Origin of the sequence: Protofrankia sp. BMG5.30, assembly GCF_001983005.1 — a bacterium.
Lineage (GTDB): Bacteria > Actinomycetota > Actinomycetes > Frankiales > Frankiaceae > Protofrankia > Protofrankia coriariae.
This window is the reverse complement of the sequence record NZ_MOME01000039.1, coordinates 38,144-54,587: the sequence shown is the minus strand read 5'-3', so window position 1 is coordinate 54,587 and position 16,444 is coordinate 38,144. Positions and strand designations below refer to the sequence as shown.

12 protein-coding genes are annotated in these 16,444 nt (G+C 72.5%); 8 read left to right on the top strand and 4 right to left on the bottom strand.

The window, feature by feature from the left end; all coding sequences use genetic code 11:
* Window positions 1–6: 6 nt before the first annotated feature.
* Window positions 7–1,572, top strand: a complete 1,566-nt coding sequence (locus tag BL254_RS19315; RefSeq protein ID WP_254858302.1) for a glycosyltransferase 87 family protein — start codon at window positions 7–9, stop codon at window positions 1,570–1,572.
* Here BL254_RS19315 and BL254_RS19310 read toward each other — a convergent pair.
* Window positions 1,530–3,473 carry a glycosyltransferase family 39 protein gene (locus BL254_RS19310; RefSeq protein WP_076844416.1) on the bottom strand — a complete coding sequence of 648 codons (1,944 nt, stop codon included), beginning with the start codon at window positions 3,471–3,473 and terminating at the stop codon, window positions 1,530–1,532. The genes BL254_RS19315 and BL254_RS19310 overlap by 43 nt on opposite strands.
* Window positions 3,470–5,707 carry an AAA family ATPase gene (locus BL254_RS19305; protein ID WP_047223510.1) on the bottom strand — a complete coding sequence of 746 codons (2,238 nt, stop codon included), beginning with the start codon at window positions 5,705–5,707 and terminating at the stop codon, window positions 3,470–3,472. Before BL254_RS19305 ends, BL254_RS19310 begins: the two co-directional genes overlap by 4 nt.
* 545 nt (window positions 5,708–6,252) lie before the next feature.
* Here BL254_RS19305 and BL254_RS19300 point away from each other — a divergent pair.
* The 6 genes from BL254_RS19300 (at window position 6,253) to BL254_RS19280 (ending at window position 11,129) form a co-directional block, all read left to right on the top strand.
* Window positions 6,253–7,077 carry an undecaprenyl-diphosphate phosphatase gene (locus BL254_RS19300; RefSeq protein WP_047223511.1) on the top strand — a complete coding sequence of 275 codons (825 nt, stop codon included), beginning with the start codon at window positions 6,253–6,255 and terminating at the stop codon, window positions 7,075–7,077.
* The gene (locus BL254_RS27325) at window positions 7,074–7,238 is read left to right on the top strand and encodes a hypothetical protein (protein ID WP_157180501.1); all 165 of its coding nucleotides are present in this window, start codon (window positions 7,074–7,076) and stop codon (window positions 7,236–7,238) included. The genes BL254_RS19300 and BL254_RS27325 overlap by 4 nt, the downstream gene beginning before the upstream one ends.
* Window positions 7,235–8,026, top strand: coding sequence for a histidine phosphatase family protein (locus BL254_RS19295; RefSeq protein WP_047223512.1), 792 nt, complete (start codon window positions 7,235–7,237; stop codon window positions 8,024–8,026). The genes BL254_RS27325 and BL254_RS19295 overlap by 4 nt, the downstream gene beginning before the upstream one ends.
* 68 nt (window positions 8,027–8,094) lie before the next feature.
* Complete coding sequence (locus BL254_RS19290) at window positions 8,095–8,880, top strand: SCO1664 family protein (RefSeq protein WP_047223513.1); 786 nt, start codon at window positions 8,095–8,097, stop codon at window positions 8,878–8,880.
* 85 nt (window positions 8,881–8,965) lie between these two features.
* Window positions 8,966–10,207 (top strand): cysteine--1-D-myo-inosityl 2-amino-2-deoxy-alpha-D-glucopyranoside ligase, encoded by a 1,242-nt coding sequence (mshC, locus tag BL254_RS19285; RefSeq protein WP_076844414.1) that lies wholly within the window; start codon window positions 8,966–8,968, stop codon window positions 10,205–10,207.
* Window positions 10,208–10,253: 46 nt separating this feature from the next.
* Window positions 10,254–11,129 carry a DivIVA domain-containing protein gene (locus BL254_RS19280; protein WP_076844412.1) on the top strand — a complete coding sequence of 292 codons (876 nt, stop codon included), beginning with the start codon at window positions 10,254–10,256 and terminating at the stop codon, window positions 11,127–11,129.
* A 116-nt stretch (window positions 11,130–11,245) separates the two neighbouring features.
* On the opposite strand, the gene BL254_RS19275 is transcribed toward BL254_RS19280, so the two are convergent.
* Window positions 11,246–12,085 (bottom strand): PAC2 family protein, encoded by an 840-nt coding sequence (locus BL254_RS19275; RefSeq protein ID WP_076844410.1) that lies wholly within the window; start codon window positions 12,083–12,085, stop codon window positions 11,246–11,248.
* A 311-nt stretch (window positions 12,086–12,396) separates the two neighbouring features.
* Here BL254_RS19275 and metH point away from each other — a divergent pair, with 311 nt between their 5' ends.
* Window positions 12,397–15,921: a methionine synthase gene (metH, locus tag BL254_RS19270; protein ID WP_371390968.1), complete on the top strand. Its 3,525-nt coding sequence runs from the start codon at window positions 12,397–12,399 to the stop codon at window positions 15,919–15,921.
* A gap of 22 nt (window positions 15,922–15,943) precedes the next feature.
* Here metH and BL254_RS19265 read toward each other — a convergent pair whose 3' ends face one another.
* Window positions 15,944–16,438: a GNAT family N-acetyltransferase gene (locus tag BL254_RS19265; protein ID WP_047223515.1), complete on the bottom strand. Its 495-nt coding sequence runs from the start codon at window positions 16,436–16,438 to the stop codon at window positions 15,944–15,946.
* Window positions 16,439–16,444: the final 6 nt, after the last annotated feature.

Genomic DNA, 16,444 nt, shown 5'->3' with positions numbered 1-16,444 from the left:
CACGTCATGGCAGCGCCCATACCCGCCCGGACGGACGATCCGGCCGCCGCACCCGGGTGGGCGTCCCCGGGCCACCCGGATCGGGGGACGACGGCCCTGCTGCTGGTCGGCTGGGGCGGTGTCGCGGTGGGCATCGGCGCCGGTGACGGGCGGGGGCCGTGGCAGCTGCTGTTCGTGCTCGTCGGCTGGTTCGCCGTCCTGCTGGCCGCGGGCCCCGCCGAGCGGGCGCGGCGGTGGGCCGGGCGCTGGCACACCGCCGTGTGGACGGGGCTGGCCGGGCTGCTCGCGGCCGGCGTGGCGCTGCGGCCCCGCTACTACGCGGCCGGACGGTGGGCGGACCTCTCCGATGTGCTCGGGGTGGCCGCCGGGCTGCTCACCGCCGGGGCGGTCCTGGTGTGGGCCCGTCCGCCAGCGCCGGACAGCCGCTGGCGGACGGCCCGCCGACTCGCCTCCCCGGCCTGCTTCTGGCTGGTGACCGGCCTGGTCGTGGCCGCCGGCGTCGCGATGATCATGGCGGCGCCGCAGCCCCGGATCGATGTCTTCCACCTGTTACAGGTCTCCGCCGGCGGCCTGTTCGACGGCCACGACATGTACCGACAGCAGTGGGCGCCCAGCCGCGCCGAGTACCCGGTGTACGGGCTGTTCGACGTCTACCCCTACCTGCCCGGCACGACACTGCTGCTCGCGCCGTTCCATCTGCTGTTCGGGGACGTCCGCTACGGCCTGCTGGCCGCGCTGGTGCTCGCCGCCGTCACGGTCCGCCGGATCGCCGGCGTGACCGCCCCCGGCTGGCAGGCGCGGCGGGACACGGGCACGCCGGGTGGCGGGGCCAGCCCGTGGGCCGGGACCACGGATTCGGATCCCAGTGTCCCGGATCCCGGTGTTCCGGCGGCGCTGCCGCTGATGGTGCTCGTCATCCCCGGCGCCATGTACGCGCTGCAGCAGTCCTGGACCGAACCGCTGCTCATCGCCTGTCTGGCCGGGATGGTGCGGGCGGTGCGCGCGGGCCGGCCGGGCTGGGCGGTCGTCACGTTCGCCCTGGCCCTGGCCAGCAAGCAGCATCTGGCGCTGCTGCTGCCGGTCGCGGCGATGTGGCCGGCGTTCGGGCCCCGGCGGGTGCTTGTGGCGGCCGGCGCCGCGGCGGCGCTGGTCGCCCCCTGGGTGCTGGCCGGGCCGGCGGACTTCTGGGCGGACGCGGTGACGACCAACCTGGGCTACCCCGTCCGGGGTGACTCGCTGTCCGTCCCCGGCGTGCTGGTCCACGCCGGGATCACGACCGGGTTCGCCCCGATGCCGCTCGCGCTGGCCGGCGCCTACCTGCTGGCCTGGCGGGTGCGCGCGGACGCGGCCGGGTTCTGCCTGGGCGCCGCCGTGGTGCTGCTGACCCTCGACGTCATGAACAAGCAGTCGTACTTCAACCACTACACGCTGCCGATGGCGCTGCTGGTGATGACGGTGAGCTGCCGGCGGCCGGGCCACGAGCTGGCGGCCCGGCCGCCGGGCCGCCAGCAGCGGCGGCGGCCGGCCGGTCAGCGCAGGGTGGAGAACCGTTCCAGCGAGGCGCCCTCGTAGACCATGCGACGGTCGACCTGGAAGGTGCGGTCGCGCAGGGCGGCCAGTTGGTCGGAGACGACCGCGCAGGCCCCCTCCAGGGTCTTGTAGCCGTCCGCCCGGACCAGGAACACCGCGTGACCCGGCCCGGCCATCGTGTTCACCCGGGCGGCGAAGTCCGCGCCGGAGGCCCGTCGCATCCGTTCCGCGTAGTCGACCCAGTCGACCAGCGCCGGCCCGCTGGTGTCGGCGTAGACGATCTGCCGGACGTCGAGGTCGCCACGGCGCTCGATGGCCCGGTACACCGCCGGGCCCAGCTGGTCGGGGCAGTAGGCGACCACGTCACCCGGCCGGGCCAGCGCCGCGATCCGGCTCGCGATCTCCCCGGCCTGGGTGCGTTCCTGCCGGGCCATGTGCCAGCCGCCGAACAGCCCGGTCACGCAGACGACGACCAGGAGCGTGGCCCGCGCCCGGCCGGGCAGCAGGCCGATGCCGAGCGCGGCGAGCAGCAGGAAGGCCGGCAGCGAGATCCCGGTGTAACGCTCCGTGTACGCACTGCCGCCGGTGGTGTTGACCAGGTAGGCGAGGACGAGCGGGATGAGCCACACCGCGACCAGGTAGCGGCCGGGCACCCGCCCGGTCGGGACGATGTGCAGCCCGTCGTCCTGCGGGCGCCCGGTCAGGCCGAGCAGGGCCGCGCCGAGCAGGACCACCCCGAGYAGCGCGCCGGTCGAGGTCGGGCCGGCCCAGTCGAACACCGTGTCCAGCAGCACCTGCGCCTGCACCCGGGCCGCCCACGGCGTGCCCGTGTGCAGCATCTGGAACAGGAAGGACGGCATCCACGGCGCGAACAGCACCGCCGAGGCGAGCATCGCCGCCAGGGCCGACAGCGCGGGACGGCGGTAGCTCACCCGGCGCAGCGCCTGCACCGCGAGGAAGACCGCGACCGTGGTGAGCAGCAGGAACGTCCAGTAGTGGGTGTAGACCAGCGCCGAGGTGGCCACGGTGAGCACCACCAGCCGGCGGCGGGTCGGCCGCTCCAACGCCCGCACCAGGGCCAGCCCGAACAGYAGGACCAGCAGGACGACCAGCGAGTACATCCTGGTCTCGCTGCCGTAGCGGATCGCGTAGGGCGAACAGGCGAACAGCAGCAGGGCGGCAAGGCCCGTGCGGCGCGGGGTGTCGGCGTCACCGCTGCCGAACATCGCCGCCGCCCGACCGACCCGGCGGCCGGCGATCCAGGCGACCGGCAGGGTGATCAGCGACAGGATGCCCGACAGCGCGCGGACGGCGACGTCGCCCGTCCCGAACATCGAGATCCACACGTGCAGCGACAGGTAGTACAGCGGCGGTGAGCCGTCCCGCCGCAGCGCGTCGAGCAGTCCGCCGACCGGCCTGCGGGCGATCTCCACCGTCAGCGACTCGTCCAGCCACAGATGGCTCGGGGTCGCGAAGCGGGCGATGACCCCGATCACGATCGCGGCGATGGTGCCGACGACCAGCAGCCGGCGCAGCCAGCGCTCCCCGTGCGCCGCCCAGTCGCGTGCGGTCGACGGCCGCTCGGCCTCGCCGGGACCGGCCGCCGGCGGGACGCACGTCGCCTCCGGAGGGGACGCCACCACCGCCTCTGCCGCCGGTACCACCGCCGGTGCCGTGCTCGACGCCACCGCCGTTTCCGTCACCGCCGCCGTCACCGCCGCCGGCGGCGGTGACGGGGCCGGGGCCGGGGCCGGGGCCGGCATGACCGACACCGCTGTCGGCGCGAGGGGCACCGGCGCGGGCGGATCCGCCACCGGGCCCCCGGAAAAGTCGGCTCTCACCAGCGAGACGGTACTCACAGTGCCGGCCTGCCGATCGTCGGTGTCGGCCGGTTGATCGGCCGCGGCCCGCACGGGGGCGGGGGAAAGTTCGGATGGGCTCATGCTTCGGCCTGCCGTCCCTCCTCGTCGGCCGCCTCAGGCTGGATCTCCTGGGCGAGCAGGGCCGGCAGCAGGGTGGCGCGCTGCCGGCCGCCGGAGCGGTGCACCGCGGCCCGCAGCGCCGGGCCGTTGACGGACACCACCGACAGATGCCGCCGTGCCCGGGTCAACGCGGTGTAGATCAGCGGACGGGTCAGCATCCGGCCCGCCTCCGGCGGGAACACGGCCACCACCGCCGGCCACTCGCTGCCCTGGGCCCGATGGACCGTGACCGCCCAGCCGTGCCGCAGGTCCCCGACGATCCCGCCCGGGACCTCCACCGCCCCGCCGGGAAACGCCACCGTGAGCGCGCCCTTGTCACCGACCGCGGTCACCACGCCGATCTCGCCGTTGGCGAACCCGTCGTCGAGATGGTTCGCGGTGGCCACCACCCGGTCCCCGACGTCGAACCCGCCGCCCGCCCGGGTACCGGGGTTGAGCGCCTGCTTGAGCGCGGCGTTGAGCGCCTGCGTCCCCGCGGGGCCGCCGTGGACGGGGGTCACCACCTGGATGTCCGCGACCGGGATGCCCAGCGCCCGCGGGATGGAGTCGGTGACCAGTTGGACGACCCGGTGTGCCGCCTCGCCCGTGCTGCGGGTGGGCACCACCACCACCTCGCGGTCCGGTCCGGACGGGGGCGGGGGCAGCTCACCGGCGCGCACGGCCGTCGCCAGCGTCGCGATCCCCCCGCCCTCGGACTGCCGGTAGAGGCGCCGCAGCTCGGTCACGGGCACCACCCCGGCCGCCAGCAGGTCCGCCAGCACCCGGCCCGGGCCGATGCTGGGCAGCTGCGCGGGGTCCCCGACGAGCAGCAGATGGGTGCCGTCCGCGCAGGCGTCGACGAGGGCCGCGGCGAGCTCGGCGTCGAGCATGGACACCTCGTCGACCACGACGAGGTCCGCCTCGACCGGGTTGTCGGCGTCGCGCGCGAAGGTCCCGGAGGTGCCCTGCGCCTGCAGCAGCCGGTGCAGCGTGCTCGCCGGCCACTCGCACAGCTCCTCCAGCCGTTTGGCGGCCCGGCCGGTCGGGGCCGCCAGGGCCACCTGCGCGCCGGCGGCGCGGGCGAGCCGCACGACCGCGGCGACCGTCCGGCTCTTGCCCGTCCCCGGCCCGCCGGTGAGCAGGCTCACGCCCGCGTCGAGGGCGGTGCGGGCGGCGTGCAGCTGGGTCTCGTCCAGGCCGGCCAGGACCGCGGCAAGGTTCTCGTCGTCCTCATCGTTCTCGTCCGCCCCCTCGGGCCCGTCCGCGTCCGCTGCCGGGGAAGCCGCCCCGGCAGCGGCGTCCGCGGGACCGCCCGGCTCCTCGCCGTCATCGAGATCGAGACCGTCGATGTCGTCCAGGGCGTCGAACATGCCAGGAAGATCGTCATCGTCGGCGGCGGCCGGTCGACGCGCCGGTGTCGCGCCCGTTGGGGTCGCTGTGGTCGCTGTGGCCGGCCGGGGGCGGACGGATCCGGGGCGCAGCGGCTCGGCGAGGGCCAGCAGCCGCGCGACCCCCTCGGCCAGGGTCTGTTCCGCCGTGGCGTACCGCTCGAGCGCGGCCAGCTCACCGGTGATGACCACCTGACCGTCCTCGACGGCGCTGCCCAGCGCCGCCACCGGGTCCCCGACCCCGTCGCGGGCGGCGGCCTGCAGCAGCGGGCCCACCTCCGCTGCCGTGTCCCCGACGCGGGACGCGGCCCGGCGCAGCAGGTACGTGACCACCGCGGGGCCACGGCGGTCGTCGTCGCGGCGCGCACCCATGGCCCGGGCCAGCCGGTCGGCCTGGGTGAGCTCCGCCTCGCCCGCGGCGAGCAACGCCCACGGATCGGCGCGCAGGGCGTCGGCCACCCCCGGCCCGAGTTCGTCGACCAGCCGGTGGACCAGACGGACCGGCAGATCGGCCAGGATCAGCAGCTCGGCCGCGGCATAGGCGCCCCCGGCGGCGGAGAAGGACTCCACCAGCCGCCGGGCCCGTGCGGGAGGGACGCCGGGGACGGTCGCCAGCCGGGTCGCGTCCACGTCGGACGGGGTGCGGATCCCGGCGTCGGGCAGGCGGGCCGCGGTCGTCCGGCCGAGACCCGGCCACAGCCCGGCAGCGCAGAAGGCCGTGAACAGCACAGCCGGGTCGACGGCCGTGCCGTTCGCCGGGCCGTCCGCTGGTACCCCGTCGCTGGCCAGGCTGGGTAGCGCGTCGGTGGAGATGGTCTCGGCCGGCATGCCGGCAGTCTAGAGCGGCCGACGGACCGGCCGTTGCGCGCCGAATCCCGACGTGCCACCAGTAGTTACTGACAGTGACGTCCGATGCTGGATGTTTCCTGCCTGTCCTGTCTCCTGCCTGGCCGTCTTCGTTCCCGTCCTTCCCGTCTTTCCCGCTTCCCATCCTTTTCTTCCCGCCGGCCGTCCCGGTGTCCCTGCCGGCCGTGCCGGCGTCGGCGTGGCGGCCGACGGATGACCGATGCGGGAGCGACGGGGGACCCACGGACGATCAGCGGAACGACGGCCCCTGCCCCCGGGGGAACCTCGGACGAAGGCCCGCGGGCAGGTGCCGCTAAGGTCGATGCGACCCGTCGGGCTCCGCCACGACAGATCCGGGCAGCCGGGCGTGTGGCGTCGGGACAGCTACCCTGAGCAGGTCTCGCGGTGGCGGCTCGTATTCCGATCATCGACACCGGCCCTGTCGTGCCGATCGCGGTGACGGCAACCATGCCCAGTGTTGATCATGTAGTGCCGTATACCAGAGCCACACACAGAGGAGACCGGGAGTGAACGCCCTGGAAGCAGTCGTGCTGGGCACCGTGCAGGGGCTGACGGAGTTCCTGCCGATCTCCAGTACGGCTCACCTGCGGATCGTCCCGGCGTTCTTCGACTGGGAGGATCCCGGCGCGGCGTTCACCGCGGTCACCCAGCTCGGGACCATGGCCGCGGTCCTGATCTACTTCCGCGGGGATCTGAGCCGGATCGCGCTGGCGTGGGCGCGGGGCCTGCGGGACCCGGAGATCCGCCGTACGCTCGACTCCCGCCTCGGCTGGTACATCGGGCTGGGCACGATCCCGATCGGGCTGGTGGGCTTCGCCTTCCAGCACCAGATCGAAACGGGTGCCCGCAACCTGTGGGTGATCGGCGCGGCGCTGATCCTGCTGGGCCTGGCGCTGCTGTACGCCGAGCGGAAGGCCACGCTCAAACGCGACGTCGACGACATCGGGCCGCGGGATGCGGCCATCATCGGGTGCGCCCAGGCGTGCGCGCTCATCCCGGGGGTGTCCCGATCGGGGTCGACGATGACCGCCGGGCTGCTGGTCGGGCTCACCCGGGAGGCGGCCGCGCGCTACTCCTTCCTGCTGTCGATCCCCGCCGTGGTGCTCTCCGGCCTGCTGGAGCTCCGCAAGATCGGCGAGGACGGCGGCGCCGGCATCGGGGCCACGGTGATCGCGACCATCCTCGCCTTCGCCGTCGGGTACGCCTCCATAGCCGGTCTGTTGAAGTTCCTAGTTCGGCACAGCACGATGGTGTTCGTCGCATACCGGGTGGCGCTGGGTAGCCTGGTACTCCTTCTGGTCGCTTCCGGAGTGGTCGCGGCCACGCCATGACGGCGATCATCCCGGGAACCAGGTCCCGGGGGGCAGGTCCCGGGAACTCGTCCCGGCAACACAGCGTCTCGCGGGTGGGCATCGTGCAGATCGTCATGCAGGCCGCGGCAAAGATCGCGGTAGGGATCGTCGTGCGGGGCACCGTCGGGCAGCCGCGGTGACCACCGTTCTGCTCGTACGCCACGGGCTGACCGCGGTGACCGGCTCCATCCTGCTCGGCTGGACGCCGGGTGTCGGCCTCGACGACAGAGGCCGGGCGCAGGCCGGCGCGCTGGCCGGGCGGCTGGCGTCCGTCCCGCTCACCGCCGTCGTCTCCAGCCCGCTGCAACGCTGCCGGGAGACCGCCGAGGCGATCGTCGCGCGGCAGCGGGCGGCCGCCGCGGACCAGGGCGAAGGCACCCAGGACGGTCAGGACGGTGACGCCAGCCGGGCCGGGCCTGGCACCGGCACCAACGCCGAGGGGGGCTCGGGCACGCGGGAGTGGGACGCCGTCACGCTCGACGACCGRCTGGGGGAGTGCCACTACGGCGACTGGACCGGCCAGGAGACGAAGGTGCTGACCGCCGACCCGCTGTGGCGGACCGTCCAGGACCATCCCAGCGCGGTGGTCTTCCCCGGCCCCGGCGGCGAGGCGCTGCGTGACACCCAGCACCGGGCCGTCACCGCGGTGCGGGACTGGAACGCCCGGCTGGGGCCGGCGGCGGTCTGGCTGGCCTGCTCCCACGGCGACGTCATCAAGGCGATCGTCGCGGACGCCATGGGCATCCACCTCGACCTGTTCCAGCGGATACTGATCGACCCCTGCTCGCTGACCATCATCCGCTACACCGAACGGCGGCCGTTCGTGATCCGGGTGAACGACCGGGGTGGTTCCGTCGCCGACCTGCTGCCAGCGCCGTGGATGTTCCCCGCCGACAAGGGCGACGCGGTCGTAGGCGGCGGGGCGTAGGCCGAACCATAAGCAGGGTGGGCCACACGGTGGGACGGGCGCGTGCCCGGCCGTCCAGACTGGGTGGCGTGAGCGAGCCCGCTTCCAACGTCACCCCGCCTGGACGGCCGGGGCCAGCACCCGATCTGGCCGACACCGGGGGCCTCGACGCGTCCGATGCCCTCACACTGCTGCGGGACGGCGAGATCACCGTCACCGGACGCCTGCTCGAGGCCAGCAACACCACCCTGTACTGCGAGATCAGCCTGGACGGGGTCGACGGCCGGTGTATCTACAAGCCGGTGCGCGGCGAACGCGCGCTGTGGGACTTCCCCGACGGGACGCTGGCCGGCCGTGAACGCGCGGCCTACCTGGTCTCCGAGGAGACCGGGACGGGGATCGTGCCGCCCACGGTGCTGCGGGGCGGCCCGTTCGGGACGGGCATGGTCCAGCTGTGGATCGACGTCGACGAGACCGTCGACCTGATCGCTCTCACCCGTTCCGATGATCCCCGGCTACGGACGATCGCCCTGTTCGACGCTGTGATCAACAATGCCGACCGTAAGGGAGGGCATCTGCTGCCCGCCCCGTCCGGCCGCGTCTACGGCGTCGACCACGGGGTGACCTTTCACGTCGAGAACAAACTGCGGACAGTGCTGTGGACGTGGCGGGGACAGCGCCTGCGCACGGACGAGGTCGAACTGCTCAGCTGCCTGCGGGAGGCTCTCGGCGGCCCGCTTGCGGCGGAGCTCGCGGACCTTCTCAGCAACGCGGAAATCAACGGATTGCGGGCCCGAGTGGGCCGTCTGCTGACCGAACGCCGTTTTCCGATGCCGTCTGGTGACTGGCCGGCAATCCCCTGGCCGCCCTTCTGACCAACTGACCAACCGGCCGGCCAGCGCGGACCCACGGATCCCACGAAGCGACTGCGCGTTCCGCGCGTCCGGCTACGCTGACTGTATGCAATCCTGGCCGGCTCCCTCCCGCTCCCGGCTGCCTGGCCGGGGATTACCCCTCCGGGTTTCCGACACGGCCACCCGCGCCGTGCGCCCACTCGCCGCGGGGCAGACAGTCCGAATGTACGTCTGCGGGATCACCCCGTATGATGCCACGCATCTTGGGCATGCATTCACCTATCTCACCTACGACTTGGCGTACCGGGTTCTGCTGGATGCCGGGCATGACGTCGTCTACGTCCAGAACGTCACCGACGTCGACGACCCGCTGTTCGAGCGGGCCCGGCGGGACAGCCTGGACTGGCGGGAGATTGCCCGCAGTCAGACCGAGCTGTTCCGCGCCGACATGACCGCGCTGCGTATCCTTCCGCCCGCGGTGTACGCCGGGGCGGTCGAGTCGATTCCCCTCGTCATCGAACTGATCGAGCAGTTGCGCGACCGTGGCGCGGCCTATCCGGTAGAACAGGACATCTATTTCCCGATCGGCGCGGCTCCCCGCTTCGGCGAGGTCTCCCACCTCAGCCATGCCGAAATGGTCACCCGGGCCGCGGRCAACGGTGGTGATCCGCGGCGCGTGGRCAAGGAGGATCCGCTCGATCCGCTGCTGTGGCGGGCGGAACGCGCCGGGGAACCCTCATGGCCTTCCCCGTTCGGGCCGGGCCGGCCGGGCTGGCACATCGAATGTGCCGCTATCGCCCTGGCGCATCTCGGGGACAGCATCGACATTCAGGGCGGCGGCACCGACCTGGTGTTTCCCCACCACGAGTGCGGCGTCGCCCACGCCGAGGTGGCCAGTGGGGTGTGGCCGTTCGCCCGCACCTATGTGCACACCGCCATGGTTTCGCTCGGTGGGCACAAGATGTCGAAGTCGCGGGGGAACCTGGAGTTCGTCTCCCGGCTGCTGCGCGGCGGTGTCCAGCCGGCGGCGATCCGGCTTGCCCTGCTCGACCACCGRCACACCGTGGGGTGGGAGTGGACGCCGGGCGCGATCGACACCGCCCGTGACCGGCTGGCCCGCTGGCAGGCGGCAACCGCCGGTGCGAGTGCCCCCGACGCCCGGCCACTGCTCGACGACGTCCGCCGGCACCTCGCAGACGATCTTGACGCTCCGGGTGCGCTCGCCGCGGTCGACCGTTGGGCGGCCACGGCGCTGACCGTGGGCGGGCAGGACCCTGAGGCTCCCGGACTGGCGCGTGCCATCATCGACTCGCTACTCGGGGTGGACCTTGACCCGGTTGTACCTTGACCGGTTTGTACCTTGACCCTGTCGTGCCTGGAGGATGTTCACGTTGATGGGCGCCCACTACCAGCGGGCAGACGCTGGAACCTACGGCGAACGACCGGCATTCGGCGAACGGCCGACATTCGACGAGGTGGCGCGGGGCTACGACCCCCAGCAGGTCGAGGAGTACCTGGACACGCTGTGGCGGTACGCGGGCCAGGTGACGGCCCGGGCGGCCGCGGCCGAGGYGGCGCTGGAGAGCGAACGCCTCCGTCGGGACGCCGAGTCCCAACTGCCCGACAGGTCCGCGGCGCAGGCGGGTGGACGGATCGGCATCATGCTGGCCATCGCGCAGCAGGAGGCCGACGAGATCGTCGCGGGTGCCCGCGGCATCGCGGAACGGGCCCTTCAGGAGGTCGTCGAGGACTCCGCCGCCAACCATCCCATCGTGCGCAGGGCGCGTGAGCAGGCGGACAAGCTGCTCTTCGACGCGGTCGAGCAGTCCCGGCTTCAGGCCCGGCAGCGGCACGCCGACGTCGAGACGCAGATCGCGCGGCTGTCCGGCAACCTGGAGACGTTGCGCCACCAGCAGGGCGAGGTGCTCGGCGCGCTGCTGCGGCTGCGCAGCCTGGTCAACAACGAGGAGATCGACCGGGCGGTCACGGAGCTGGCCCGGGCCGGGGCCGCGTCCGCCGCTGCGGGCGCAAGCGATCCCGCGGGCGTCGAGGAGCGTGAACGGACCACGGCGTACCGTCCGGACGCGGCCACATCCGCGCAGACGGTGATAGACTCGGAGCAGAAAGTCACTGCCGCGAGCACCGATACAAACGCTGCTACGAGCTTTGCGGATACGAGCTTTTTCGCCCGGGCGGCGAAGGCGGCCGGTGGCTCCTCGCGTTACCGTGACGACGAGGACATCATCGACGCCGAGGTCGTCGAGGAGTAGCCGCCGAGCAACGGCGGCCGTCGGGCGGTGGAGTGCCATGACGGGCGACGGGGAGGCCCTGTGTCGTATATCACATTCGAGCAGGGTGTTCGAAGATCAGATCAGGGATTGGGTGACTACCGCCCGCGACGGCGCAGGTACCGTTCAAATTCGCGGGCGATCGCGTCCCCACTGGCCTCCGGCAACTCGGTCTCCGGCTCCCTCGACTCGAGCGCACGGACGTACTCGGCGACCTCGGTGTCACCGGCGGCAAGCTCGTCCACCTGGCGTTCCCAGGCCCGGGCCCGCTCGGGCAGGTCATCGAGGGGGATCTCGATGTCGAGCAGGTCCTCGACCCGGCGCAGCAGCGCCAGCGTCGCCTTCGGGCAGGGTGGGTTCGCCACATAGTGAGGGACCGCGGCCCAGAAGGACACCGACGCCAGCCCGGCGCGGGTACACGCGTCCGCGAAAACCCCGACGATGCCGGTCGGACCCTCGTACTTCGACGCGTCCAGCCGGAAACGGGCGGCGGTGCCGGCGTCCCCGGCGGTGCCGTTGATCGGCACCGGGCGGGTGTGCGGCGAGTCCGCGAGCAGCGCGCCGAGACTGACCACCGTCTCGCCGCCCAGGGCGTGCACGGCCTCGATCAGCTCGTCGGTGAAGCTGCGCCAGCGCATGTTCGGCTCAAGACCACGGATGAGGATCAGGTCGCTGTCGCCGCTGGTCGGACTCGCCACCGACAGCCGGGTCGTCGGCCAGGCGATCTTACGGGCATCGCCTGTCCCGCTCACCGTCGGCCGGTTCACCTGGAAGTCGTAGTAGTCGTCCGGATCGATGGCGCCGACGACTCTCGCGTCGAACGTCGACTCCAGATGCTCGACGGCCGCGGACRACGCGTCCGCGGCATCGTTCCAGCCTTCGAAGGCAGCCACTACGATCGGCGACCGTAGCTGACCGACATCGGAGAACTCGATCACCTGCCACCTCCTGCCGCCCCCTGGCGGTTCACTGCCCCTGTGACAGTGCAACGGTACGTCCTACGTTCGTGCGTGCCGGCGGATCCTTGTGACCCACTGTCGGAGAAATGCCGCGAGACCGCCCCGGCCCGTCCCGCTCCACCGTCCAGTTGACGAAAATATTGCCGGCCGGAAGGCCCGTAAGCAGGGCGAACCCAGTGGCGAGCACAAGCTGCGACCGTGGGCGGCGGTGATGCTACCGGTACGCTTCGGACGTGCGAGGAGATCTGCTGTCCGTCCTGGCCGAGCGCGTCGTGGTGGCCGACGGCGCCATGGGAACGATGCTGCAGGCCGCCAGCCTGACACTCGACGACTTCGACGGGCACGAAGGCTGTAACGAGATCCTGAACGTGACGCGTCCAGACGTGGTACGAGCTGTCCACGACGCCTACTTCGCTGTCGGGTGTGACGCAGTCGAGACAAACACGTTCGGGGCTAACCTCGCCAATCTTGGAGAGTACGGCATCGCCGACCGTATCGGGGAACTGGCCGAAGCGGGCGCCCGGATAGCCCGTGAGGCTGCCGACTTCTGGAGCCGACCCGGCCAGCCCCGCTTCGTCCTCGGTTCGGTGGGCCCCGGCACCAAGCTACCCAGCCTCGGCCACATCACCTACCGGCCGCTGCGGGACGCCTACCAGCGGCAGGCCGCCGGCCTGCTCGCCGGCGGCGTCGACGCCATCCTGATCGAGACCGCCCAGGACCTCCTGCAGGCCAAGGCGGCGATCATCGGGGCACGCCGCGCGATGGCCGAGGCCGGCCGGCGGGTGGCCCTGATCGCGCAGGTCACCGTGGAGCTGACCGGCACGATGCTGCTCGGCTCGGAGACCGGCGCGGCGCTCACGGCGCTGGAGCCGCTCGGTATCGACCTGATCGGCCTGAACTGCGCCACCGGCCCGGCCGAGATGAGCGAGCACCTGCGCTACCTGTCCCAGCAGGCCCGGGTCGGACTGTCGGTCATGCCGAACGCCGGCCTGCCCGAGCTGGGCAGGGACGGCGCCACCTATCCGCTGACCCCGGCGGAGCTCGCCGACGCCCAGGACGCCTTCACCCGCGACTACGGCGCGGTGCTCGTCGGCGGCTGCTGCGGCACCACCCCCGAGCATCTGCGCCAGGTCGTGGAGCGGGTCGCCGGCCGGGGCGTGCCCACCCGCCGCCCGGCCGCCGCCCGGACGGGCTCCTCGGCGGCGGCCGGGGCCATCGCCGAAGCCGAGCCGCCGGCCGCCGCGGCCTCGCTCTACCAGTCCGTGCCGTTCCGGCAGGACACCTCGGTCCTGATGGTCGGGGAACGCACCAACACCAACGGGTCCAGGGCGTTCCGCGACGCGCTGATCGACAGCCGCTGGGACGACGTCGTCGAGATCGCCCGTACCGCCACCCGCGAGGGCGCCCACATGATCGACGTGTGTGTGGACTACGTCGGCCGGGACGGCACCGTCGACATGCGCGAGGTCGCCAGCCGCTACGCGACCGCCTCCACGCTGCCGGTCATGCTCGACTCCACCGAACCGCCGGTCATCGAGGCCGGCCTGGAGTGCCTCGGCGGACGCTCGGTGGTCAACTCGGTCAACTTCGAGGACGGCGACGGGCCGGACTCCCGGATCGCCCGGGTGATGCCGGCCATCGTCGAGCACGGCGCCGCCGTCGTGGTGATGTGCATCGACGAGGAGGGCCAGGCCCGCACCGTCGAGCGCAAGGTACAGATCGCCGAACGGACGATCGACTATCTCGTCGACCGGTGGGGGATGCGCACGGCCGACATCTTCGTCGACACGCTCACCTTCACCCTCGGCACCGGCCAGGAGGAGTCCCGCGGCGACGGGGTGGCCACCATCGAGGCCATCCGCGAGATCAAACGCCGGCGTCCCGACGTCCAGACCATCCTCGGGCTGTCCAACATCTCCTTCGGGCTCAAGCCCGCGGCCCGGGTGGTGCTCAACTCGGTGTTCCTGGCCGAGTGCGTCGCCGCCGGGCTGGACGCGGCCATCGTCCACGCGTCGAAGATTCTGCCGACCGCGCGTATCCCGGACGAGCAGCGCGAGGTCGCCCTCGACCTCGTCCACGACCGCCGCCGCGACGGCTACGACCCGCTGACCCGCTTCCTGGAGCTGTTCGAGGGTGTGGACGGCAGCGCCGGCGGGCCGACCCGGGCGCAGCAACTGGCCGCCCTGCCGCTGGACGAACGCCTCAAGCGGCGGATCGTCGACGGGGAACGCACCGGCCTGGAGGCCGACCTCGACGAGGCGATGCGCTCCCGCGACCCGCTGGCGATCATCAACGACACCCTGCTGGACGGCATGAAGGTCGTCGGTGACCTGTTCGGCTCCGGGCAGATGCAGCTGCCGTTCGTGCTGCAGTCCGCCGAGGTCATGAAGGCCGCCGTCGCCTACCTCGAACCGCACATGGAGCGCACCGACAGCCGCGGCAAGGGCACCCTGGTGCTCGCCACGGTCAAGGGCGACGTCCACGACATCGGCAAGAACCTCGTCGACATCATCCTGTCCAACAACGGCTACACCGTCGTCAACCTCGGGATCAAACAGCCGATCGGCACGATCCTGGCCGCGGCGACGGAGCACGACGCCGACGCGATCGGCATGTCGGGGCTGYTGGTCAAGTCGACCGTGGTCATGAAGGAGAACCTCGCGGAGATGAACACCCGCGGGGTGGCCGCCACCTGGCCGGTGCTGCTCGGCGGCGCCGCGCTCACCCGCGCCTACGTCGAGGGGGACCTCGCCGAGCTCTACCAGGGCGACGTCCGCTACGCCCGGGACGCCTTCKAAGGGCTCGCGCTCATGGACGCGGTCATGGCCGCCAAGCGCGGGCAGGCCCCGCCGCTGGCCGACGACCCGCGCACCGCGCAGCGCCGCGCCCGCCGGGAGCGCACCGAGCGGATCAAGGCCGTGCGGGCCGCCGCCCGGGTCGAGGAGCGCGCCGGGCAGCCCCCCGCCGAGACGCCGCCGCGCTCGGACGTGGCCACCGGCAACCCGGTGCCCACCCCGCCGTTCTGGGGGGACCGGATCGTCAAGGGCATCCCGCTGGCCGACTACGCGTCCTACCTGGACGAACGGGCGACCTTCCTCGGCCAGTGGGGGCTGCGCGGCGCCCGCGGCGGCGAGGGGCCCTCCTACGAGGAGCTGGTGGAGACCGAGGGGCGGCCGCGGCTGCGGATGTGGCTCGACCGCATCGCCTCCGAGCGGATGCTGGAGGCGGCCGTCGTCTACGGCTACTTCCCCTGCGTGAGCAAGGGTGAGGATCTGATCGTCCTGTCCGGGGACGGCGCGGAGCGGGCCCGGTTCACCTTCCCGCGCCAGCGCCGGGACCGCCGGCTGTGCCTGGCCGACTTCTACCGGTCGGAGGAGTCCGGCCAGGTCGACGTCGTACCGTTCATGATCGTCACGATGGGCCGGCGGATCAGCGAGGTCACCGCCGAGCTGTTCGCCGCCAACTCCTACCGGGAGTACCTGGAGCTACACGGGCTGTCCGTGCAGCTCACCGAGGCGCTCACCGAATACTGGCACAAGCGGATCCGCGCCGAACTGCTCCTGCCGGACGGCACCCCCACCGGCGCCGCCGACGCCGACGAACTGGCCGCGGTTTTCCGCCAGGGCTACCGCGGCTCCCGCTACTCCTTCGGCTACCCCGCCTGCCCCGACCTTGAGCAGCAGGTCGGGGTGTTCGAGCTGCTGACGCCGGGCCGGGTCGGTGTGGAGCTCTCCGAGGAGTTCCAGCTCGTCCCGGAACAGTCCACCTCAGCCATCATCGCCCACCACCCCGAAGCCAAGTACTTCGCCACCTGATCCCGGCCGTGCTGGGCCTTACCTACCCGATGCGGGACGTCCACGTACGCCGGGCAGCGACGTAGACGGCGTCGCCGCGGAAGGTGCGGTGTGCGTCGGTCAGGCCGAGCTTGGCGGCAACCCGGATCGACGCGGCGTTGTCCGGGTGGATCAGGGAGACGGCTTCGGTCGCCAGCCCCTGCCCCCACCGGTCCCGGCGGATCGTCCAGGCGGCTTCGATGCCGGGCCAGCCCTCCGGCCGGTACAGCCCGGCACGGCCGACGAACTCGCCGCTCGACCGGTCTTCCGCGGCCCACATGCCGAACCCGCACAGATGCCAGTGGCCGGTCAGGGCCGCTTCCATGTCCCAGACGGCTTCCCGGTCGCGGGGGCTGCCGGTGTAGCGGGACATGTCCGGATGTGCCGCCATCGCGGTGTACGGGCCGACGTCTTCCGGTTGCCAGCAGCGCAGGATCAGCCGGTCGGTGATGACTGTGGGGATGGTGACGGTCGTCGGCTGACCGAAGTGCAGGGTCATGCGCCA